At 57.5% G+C, this 8,647-nt stretch carries 8 protein-coding genes; all 8 read left to right on the top strand.

All coding sequences use genetic code 11. The annotated features are described in order from the left end of the window. Positions 1-519: DNA polymerase III subunit beta family protein (locus tag ACUVTA_RS07145; protein ID WP_445952268.1), on the top strand; the 519-nt coding region annotated here is incomplete at its 5' end. 22 nt (positions 520-541) lie between these two features. Beyond that, positions 542-1,636 (top strand): DNA replication/repair protein RecF, encoded by a 1,095-nt coding sequence (recF, locus tag ACUVTA_RS07140; RefSeq protein ID WP_445952267.1) that lies wholly within the window; start codon positions 542-544, stop codon positions 1,634-1,636. 49 nt (positions 1,637-1,685) lie between these two features. Further along, positions 1,686-1,937, top strand: a complete 252-nt coding sequence (gene remB, locus ACUVTA_RS07135; protein ID WP_445952269.1) for an extracellular matrix regulator RemB — start codon at positions 1,686-1,688, stop codon at positions 1,935-1,937. Positions 1,938-2,042: 105 nt separating this feature from the next. Next, positions 2,043-3,950 carry a DNA topoisomerase (ATP-hydrolyzing) subunit B gene (gyrB, locus tag ACUVTA_RS07130; protein WP_445952266.1) on the top strand — a complete coding sequence of 636 codons (1,908 nt, stop codon included), beginning with the start codon at positions 2,043-2,045 and terminating at the stop codon, positions 3,948-3,950. A 72-nt stretch (positions 3,951-4,022) separates the two neighbouring features. Next, entirely contained in the window at positions 4,023-6,437 is a 2,415-nt protein-coding gene (gyrA, locus tag ACUVTA_RS07125; protein WP_445952265.1) for a DNA gyrase subunit A, read from the top strand. 78 nt (positions 6,438-6,515) lie between these two features. Further along, a complete protein-coding gene (locus ACUVTA_RS07120) occupies positions 6,516-6,968 on the top strand; it encodes a universal stress protein (RefSeq protein ID WP_445952264.1) in 453 nt (150 codons plus the stop codon). A 131-nt stretch (positions 6,969-7,099) separates the two neighbouring features. Continuing rightward, positions 7,100-7,981, top strand: a complete 882-nt coding sequence (gene pdxS / locus ACUVTA_RS07115) for a pyridoxal 5'-phosphate synthase lyase subunit PdxS (RefSeq protein ID WP_445952263.1) — start codon at positions 7,100-7,102, stop codon at positions 7,979-7,981. Between the two features lie 36 nt (positions 7,982-8,017). Further along, entirely contained in the window at positions 8,018-8,629 is a 612-nt protein-coding gene (gene pdxT, locus ACUVTA_RS07110) for a pyridoxal 5'-phosphate synthase glutaminase subunit PdxT (protein WP_445952262.1), read from the top strand. Positions 8,630-8,647: the final 18 nt, after the last annotated feature.

Below are 8,647 nucleotides of genomic sequence, written 5' to 3'. Positions count from 1 at the left end.
CCGGCCAAGGCACTGCGTGAGGTCGAGCGGGTACTTACGCAGACAGGTGGAAGCGTAGCTATTACCTTAGGGACGAACCAGGCTTTCTTTAGGGTAGACTCGGTTGAGATAATAACCCGCCTTATTGAGGGTCGCTTTCCTGAATGGCGTGGTGCTGTGCCGCAGGGGCCGCCTGTCACAGCGGTAAAAGGATCACTCCCGCAGTTGATTAGGGCGATCGAGCGGGCGCAGGTGCTGGCTGTGGGGGAGACGCCTACGGTGCTTATTAAGGTCGCCGGGGGTGTAGTAAGCCTAGAAGCACAATCGGAGTACGGGGGAATAAAAGAAACGGTCCCTCTGGAAGCCAGCGGTGATGATTTAGAGATTGCCTTCAATGCAAGCTACCTCTTGGAAGCTCTGCGTGCTGCTGCTGGAAACAGTGTCGAGATTGCCTTCAGTGGGAAGATCGGTCCGGCGCTCGTCCGCGTAGCAGAGGTACCTGCCTACCTGGGGCTTGTCCTGCCACTGCGCTTAGTTTAAAATCTACACGGGCGAACGGCGCGTGCGAGTAAAGGAAGTTCGGCTCCTCAACTTCCGCAACTACGAAGCGATACGCTTCGAAGCAGGGCCGGGGAGGAACATCATTTACGGTGCTAACGGCGCAGGTAAGACAAACCTCCTCGAGGCGCTTTACTTTTGCTTAAGCGGTAACTCCTTCCGAACTTCACGGGAGGAGGAGGTGATCGGGCCAACAGGGAGTAAGGCGCTACTCTACGCGATGGTTGCAACTAAAAATGGGGACGTGGAAACAGGAGTGGAGATTACACCAGTAGGAAAGCGTCTAATTCTTAGTGGTAAGGAGACTACCCGTGAGGTATTCCCTGGGAGAGGCAGTCTTCTCCTCTTTACCCCTGAGGATCTACTTGTGGCCGTCGGCTCTCCTGGCGACCGGCGCCGCTTTTTCGACCGGCTTTTTAGTGGTCTTATCCCGGGCTACCGGGGAGCGCTACGCGCTTACAGCCGGGCCCTTGAGCAGCGGAACACCCTTCTCCGAGCTTGTCGTAGTGCCAGGAAACCACCGGAGGATCTTAGTGTCTGGACGGAGGCTCTAGCAGAGGCGGCGAGTAGTCTCTACCACCTTCGTTTAAAGGGCTTATCGCTTGTAGCACCAGCAGCCGCGCGGTGCTTCCGGCCTTTAACGGGCAAAAAGCTGGCTATTCGTTACGCTAGCACGGTGCCTCTCGGAGCGGACGAAGCAGCGATCAAAGAGCAAATTCTAGCGGCATTGGCGGCCCTGCGCGCTGATGAGCTAAAATGTAGGCAGACGCTCGTAGGACCAGCACGCGACGATTATATCCTTCTAGTAGAGGATAAGCACCTGCGGCGCTATGGTTCCCGCGGCGAACAGCGCGCGGCTGTCCTTGCCCTCAAGCTAGCCGAGGCGGAACTCCTAGAAAAGGAACGCGGCGAAGACGTAATCTATCTTCTTGATGATGTTTTTTCGGAACTTGATGATGACCGGCGGTTGGCGCTACTCAGAGCAACCGCAGCGCGCCAAACCTTTATTACCACTACCCAAAGGCTACCACTTGGCGAGGCCACCTTCTTCCAGGTGCAAAACGGTATCATCACTCCCGAGCACGGCGCCAACGTTTAAAGAGCCGCGAGGACGGTTATAAAGTAACCTAAGGAAGGGGTTTTAAAAAATACTACTCCACATTGGCAACGGCACTGTGATCTCGAAAAACGAGTTAGTGGCAATCCTAGCTTATGATACTGCCGGTTCTTCAGCCACCCGGAGCTTTCTACGGTCTACGCGTAGCGACGGAAGGCTTATTGTTTTGACCGAGCAGGGGAAGGAGCGGTCAATAGTAATTACCACCGAGCGCATCTACGTTACCGGAATCTCTTGCCAAGCATTAAAGCGCCGGGCGGAGAGCGTTCTACCAGAGGAGTAGATAAGCTACGTGCTGCACGCTTTGCTCTAGGCTTTACTCTCTCGTGCTATAATATAGGGTGCAAATGCCCTTACGCAACGCATTTTCCAGAAAGGAGATACTATATTGCCTCAGGAAAGAGACCAGCTCGCTTACGGTGCAGCACAGATACAGGTTCTGGAAGGTCTTGAGGCGGTCCGCCGGCGTCCGGGCATGTATATCGGTAGCACGGGACCGCGCGGGCTGCACCACCTCGTCTACGAGGTGGTCGATAACAGCATTGATGAAGCGCTAGCTGGCTTCTGCACCGAGATAAGGGTAACCATCACGCTGGAGAATACAGTCATCGTCAGTGATAACGGGCGGGGGATACCAGTCGATATCCACCCCCAGGTCGGGCGACCGGCGGTAGAGGTTGTTCTGACAATGCTTCACGCCGGCGGTAAATTTGGCGGGGGCGGCTACAAGGTTTCGGGTGGTCTCCACGGCGTGGGTGTCTCTGTGGTCAACGCGCTTTCTGAGTGGCTTGAAGTGCGCGTGCACCGGGAAGGAAAGGTATGGTACCAGCGCTTTGAACGGGGTGTTCCCGTCACCGAGTTGAGGGTAACCGGGACCACGAATACCACCGGAACGACCATTCACTTTAAGCCCGATCCTGCCATTTTTGAGGAAACGGTCTTCAGTCAGGAAACTCTTGCCCAGCGCTTGCGAGAGCTTTCTTTTCTTACGCCTGAGGTGCGCATAATCCTGCGGGACGAGCGCGACGGTTCCGAGCAGGAGTTTTTTCACCGTGGCGGGATTAGAGACTTCGTTCGGTATCTTAACCGTAGCCGGGAAGTCATCAACCCGGAGCCGATCTATGTTGCGCGGCAGCAGGCCGGGGTATGGGTAGAGGCGGCCCTGCAGTACCATGACGGGTACCACGAAAGTATCTTCTCTTACGCAAACACCATCAGGACGGTAGACGGGGGCACGCACGAGGCCGGCTTTAAGGCGGCCCTCACTAGAGTGGTGAACGACTACGCGCGCAAGTTCGGACTTCTAAAAAACGGCCAGACTCTGGCCGGCGAGGATATCCGTGAGGGTCTTACCGCTGTGGTTAGCGTGAAGGTGCCCGAACCGGAATTTGAAGGGCAAACAAAGACCAAACTCGGTAACACCGAGGTCCGGAGCATTACCGATACCGTAGTTGCCGAGGGCCTAAGTACCTTCTTTGAGGAAAACCCTGGTCTTGCCCGACGTCTTATCGAGAAGGCGCTCGCGGCAGCGCGAGCCCGCGAGGCAGCGCGGAAGGCCAGAGAGTTAACCCGCCGTAAAAGCCTCCTGGAAAATACTACGCTCCCCGGAAAGCTCGCTGATTGCTCAGAGCGCGACCCGGCGGCCGCCGAGCTCTACATCGTGGAGGGTGATTCGGCAGGCGGCTCCGCCAAACAGGGCCGCGATAGGCGCTTTCAGGCTATTCTACCCCTCCGCGGCAAGATCATTAACGTGGAAAAAGCGCGTTTTGACAAAATCCTCGGAAACGAAGAAATTAGAGCCCTAATTACCGCTATTGGTACCGGCATCGGCGACGACTTCGATATCGCCAAGGCTCGCTACCATAAGCTTATCATCATGACCGACGCCGATGTTGACGGCTCACACATCCGGACGCTGCTGTTGACCTTTTTCTACCGCTACATGCGCCCGCTGATCGAAGCCGGTTACGTTTATATCGCGCAGCCCCCGCTTTACCGCCTCCGTAAGGGCAAAGAGATCCGTTACGCTTATAACGACGCCGAGCTGGAGCGTATGTTGGAACAGATGGGGCGGACCGGTATTGCCATTCAGCGCTATAAGGGCCTTGGTGAGATGAATCCGGAACAACTCTGGGAAACAACTATGAACCCCGAGCACCGGGTCATTTTGCAGGTAAGCCTTGAAGACGCCGTCTTGGCCGACCAACTCTTCAGCACTTTGATGGGGGACGAGGTAGAGCCGCGGCGGGAATTTATCCAGCGCTACGCCCGCTACGTGCGTAATCTCGATGTGTAGTTTGTGTAATTACAGTAAATATTGTAATTACACATAATAACAGACGGTGAAAATTGAAAGGAGCGCGGTCTGTTGCCAGGTAAGGTAATTCCGATCGATATCGGCGAGGAGATGCGCCAGTCCTACCTCGACTACGCGATGAGCGTTATCGTGGGCCGGGCGTTGCCGGACGTGCGCGACGGCTTGAAGCCGGTTCACCGCCGTATCCTTTACGCGATGCACGACATCGGCATGACCCCGGACAAGCCCCACCGGAAGTCGGCCTACATCGTGGGTGAGGTGTTGCGACGCTACCACCCGCACGGGGACGCGGCGGTATATGATGCTTTGGTGCGCCTCGCGCAGGAGTTTGCCTGCCGTTATCCTCTGGTAGACGGCCAGGGAAACTTCGGGTCCGTGGATGGGGATGCCCCGGCGGCGATGCGATACACAGAGGCGCGGCTCTCGCGCCTGGCCGTGGAGATGCTCCGGGATATCGGCAAGGAGACTGTCGATTTTATCCCTAACTACGATGGCACCACCCAAGAGCCGGTTGTTCTCCCCGCGCGGGTCCCGAACCTTCTCATTAACGGGTCAGCAGGGATCGCCGTTGGCATGGCGACCAACATCCCGCCACACAACATCGGTGAGGTAGTCGATGGCGTTCTAGCGCTCATTGCCAATCCGGAGATTACTCTTGAGGAGCTGTTGCGAATAATCCCCGGGCCGGACTTTCCAACCGGGGGGATTATCCTGGGACGCGAAGGCATTCGGGCGGCCTACGCCACGGGGCGGGGGAGTATCGTGGTGCGCGGTCGCGCAACAGTCGAGCGTCAGGGCGGCAAGCCAGTGATCATCATCACTGAAATTCCCTTCCAGGTAAACAAGGCACGGCTACTCGAGAAGATTGCGGAACTTGTCCGGGAACGGCGGATCGACGGTATCACCGACCTGCGGGACGAGTCGGACCGGCGGGGTATGCGGATCGTTATCGAGTTGCGGCGCGACATTGACCCGCACGTCGTGCTTAACCGGTTATATAAACACACTCAGCTAGAGGATACCTTCGGGGTGATCATGCTCGCCCTGGTCAACGGGCAGCCGGAAATATTACCGCTGAAGGAAGTTTTACGCCATTATCTCGCGCACCAGCGTGAAGTAGTCACCAGACGTTGCCGTTTCGAGCTCCGGGAGGCGCGTGACCGGCTTGAGATCGTGGAAGGGCTTAACATTGCCCTGGCCAACATCGACGCGGTGGTTGCGCTCATTAAGGCGGCTCCCGATACCGATACGGCCCGCAGGGGTCTCATAGAACGCTTCAATCTGGCGGAGCGGCAGGCGCAGGCGATCCTCGACATGCGCCTCCAACGCCTTACCGGCCTGGAGCGGGAGAAGCTTCTCGAGGAGCTCCGGGAATTGGAGAAAAAGATCGCCTACCTCGAGGAGGTCCTGGCAGACGAAGCCAAGATTTACGGTATCATCCGCGACGAGCTAATAGCGGTAAAAGAGCGCTTTAGCGACCCGCGGCGTACCGAAATAGCGGACGCGAGAATCATCTACCGGCCGGAGGATCTGATTCCTGACGAGCAGGTAGTGGTAACGCTTACCCACCAGGGATATATCAAACGGCGGAGTGAGGCGGCTTACCGGAGCCAGCACCGGGGCGGCAAGGGTGTCACAGGGGTGGAGCCCCGGCAGGAGGATTTTGTCCGCCACCTCTTTGTCGCCGGGACCCATGACTATTTTCTTTTCTTTACGAATAAAGGAAAGGCCTACCGCCTTAAGGTTTACGAAATTCCGGAGGCCGGGCGGCAAGCACGGGGGACTGCGCTGGTGAATCTCCTTCGCATCGGTCCGGAGGAGCGAGTAACGGCTGTCGTGCCGGTGAAGAAATTCGCGCCCCACCGCTTTATCTTTCTAGTTACTAAAAAAGGCGTCGTTAAAAGGATAACCCTTGAAGCCTTCGCCACAGTACGCCGGGATGGGATCATAGCCATTGACCTTGATGCGGGGGATGAGCTCGTTGCGGCTGTTGAAACCGACGGCCGGAGTGAAATTCTCCTGGTAACCCGCCATGGGATGGCGATTAGGTTTTTGGAAACAGCCGTGCGCCCAATGGGACGTAGCGCGCACGGCGTCCGGGGAATGCGCCTGCGCGCGGGGGATGAAGTGGCCGGTGTGGTAGCCGTTACCAACGGAGAAGAGCTGCTGTTGGTTGCGGAGAGAGGTTACGGGAAACGGACACCGCTATCAGAGTTCCGGTGCCAGTCGCGCGGCGGGACCGGTATTATCGCCGCTAAGGTTTCCGCGGTGAGCGGCCGGGTGGCAGGTGTTGAAGGGGTCGGCGAAGGCGATGAGGTGATGATCGTTAGCGCCGCCGGTGTGGTGATCCGCCTGAAGGTAAGGGAAATACCAGTGCTTGGCCGCGCCGCGCGTGGTGTTTTGGTAATGCGGCTGGCTCCCGACGATAACGTTGCTACCCTGGCGCGGGTAGTGGACGAAGCATGAAGCGCTATTGCTTTGCGGCCGCGCCGTTACTTTTGGGGTGTACAGGATTCACCGGCCCAGAGTTTTAGGGGGAAGAAAATGGCCTACAAGATCCTCTGTCCCACAGATGGTTCCGAAACCGCACGTAGAGCGGCTGCCTTTGCCGCAACGCTCGCGCAGCTAATCCCAGAAGCCACCGTTACCGTCCTTACGGTTATTACCGTGCCGCGGCGTTTTACGGGTCGCCATTTTTACTGGCGGGTTAAAGAGCAACCGGAAGCGCTTCAAAAAGAGTTAACGGCGCTTTTCTGGGAAGAGGCCACGCGCATAATTGAAGAAACAGCGACGCTCTTGCGCGCGCAAGGCGTTACAGCTGAGACGGTGATCCGCGAAGGGGAGCCGGCGGCGGAAATCATTGAGTGCGCCCAAGAAGGGGGTTTCAACCAGATTGTCATCGGCGCCCGGGGCTTTGGAATGATCAGCCTTGTCCTAGGTAATGTCGCCTACAAAGTTGTTCAGCTGTCTACCGTGCCCGTGACGGTCGTAAGATAAGCCCGCGGTTATTCATTCGCTAAGAGGGGCCTATTGCTTTTTGTCGAAGAAAAGTTATAAAATTACCCTGTAACCGGCCACTGGTCGGGCAGGGTATTCTTATTTGTTCGGGGAAGATGGGGGGAGCGGCAGTGGAGAAAGGAACCTGGACAGTCAAAAAGGGTTTAGCGGAGATGCTCAAAGGCGGGGTGATTATGGATGTCACCACGCCGGAGCAGGCAAAAATTGCCGAAGAGGCGGGCGCCTGCGCGGTGATGGCGCTGGAGCGTGTGCCGGCTGACATCCGGGCGGCAGGGGGGGTAGCCAGAATGGCGGACCCCACGGTTATCCTGCGGATAATGGACGCGGTAACCATTCCTGTCATGGCCAAAGTGCGCATCGGTCATTTCGTTGAGGCGCAGATCCTGGAGGCACTTGGCGTGGACTACATAGACGAAAGTGAAGTATTGACCCCTGCCGATGACCAGTACCACATCGATAAACACGCCTTCAAAGTCCCCTTCGTTTGCGGGGCACGGAATTTAGGCGAGGCTCTGCGGCGGATCGCCGAGGGGGCAGCGATGATCAGGACCAAGGGCGAGCCAGGTACGGGCAACGTAGTAGAAGCGGTCCGGCACATGCGGCTCGTCATGGGGGAGATAAGGCGTTTGCAGGGGATGCGCCGGGATGAGTTAATACGCGCAGCCAAAGAGATGGGCGCGCCTTACGAACTGGTGCGGGAGGTTGCGGAAACGGGGCGTTTGCCGGTAGTGAATTTCGCGGCGGGTGGTATCGCCACACCAGCGGATGCTGCTTTGATGATGCAACTCGGTGCGGATGGCATCTTCGTCGGGTCAGGTATCTTTAAATCCAAAGACCCCGTGAAACGGGCGCGGGCGATCGTGGCGGCAACGACTTACTATAACGACCCGCAGGTACTCGCCGAGATTTCCAAAGATTTAGGCGAGGCGATGCCTGGGATTGAGATATCAACCATCCAGCCTCACGAGCGAATGCAGGACCGTGGCTGGTGAATTACCGTAGCAGTAATGCAGAAAGGTCGGGTATCCATGGAGACAGAATCTTCGTCCCCGCGGGTGGGAGTACTGGCGCTACAGGGCGCCTTTCGGGAGCACAAATGGGCGTTAGAGCGGCTTGGGGTTAGCGCCCCCCTTGTTTTGAAGGCGGAGGATCTGGCAGCGATTGACGCGCTGATCATTCCGGGCGGCGAGAGCACCACCATCGGTCGCCTGTTAAACGTCTTCGGCCTGATGGCGCCACTCTTAGCGCGTGTTGCTGCGGGTTTGCCGGTCTTCGGAACCTGTGCGGGCATGGTCTTGCTGGCCCGGGAGATCGAAGGTTCGGCGCAGCCCCGCCTGGGCGTGATGGATGTGACGGTACGGCGGAACGCCTTCGGGCGTCAGGTGGATAGCTTCGAGATTGACTTAGCGATTCCGGTTTTGGGCACGACCCCGTTTCGCGGTATTTTTATCAGGGCGCCCTATATTACCCACGTTGGCCCGGGAGTCGAGGTCTTGGCGTCTTTAGGCGAAAAGATTATCCTGGTTCGGCAAGGCAGGCTGCTGTCGGCCTCGTTTCATCCGGAGCTGACCGACGACTTGCGCCTGCACCGCTACTTCGTCGTTAGTGTAGCCGGGCTGGCGCTCCCTGCGGACAGGTAAGCACTTTTTTTGTGCTTC

Source organism: Thermodesulfitimonas sp., assembly GCF_052743955.1.
This window is presented reverse-complemented; position numbering and strand designations above follow the sequence as displayed.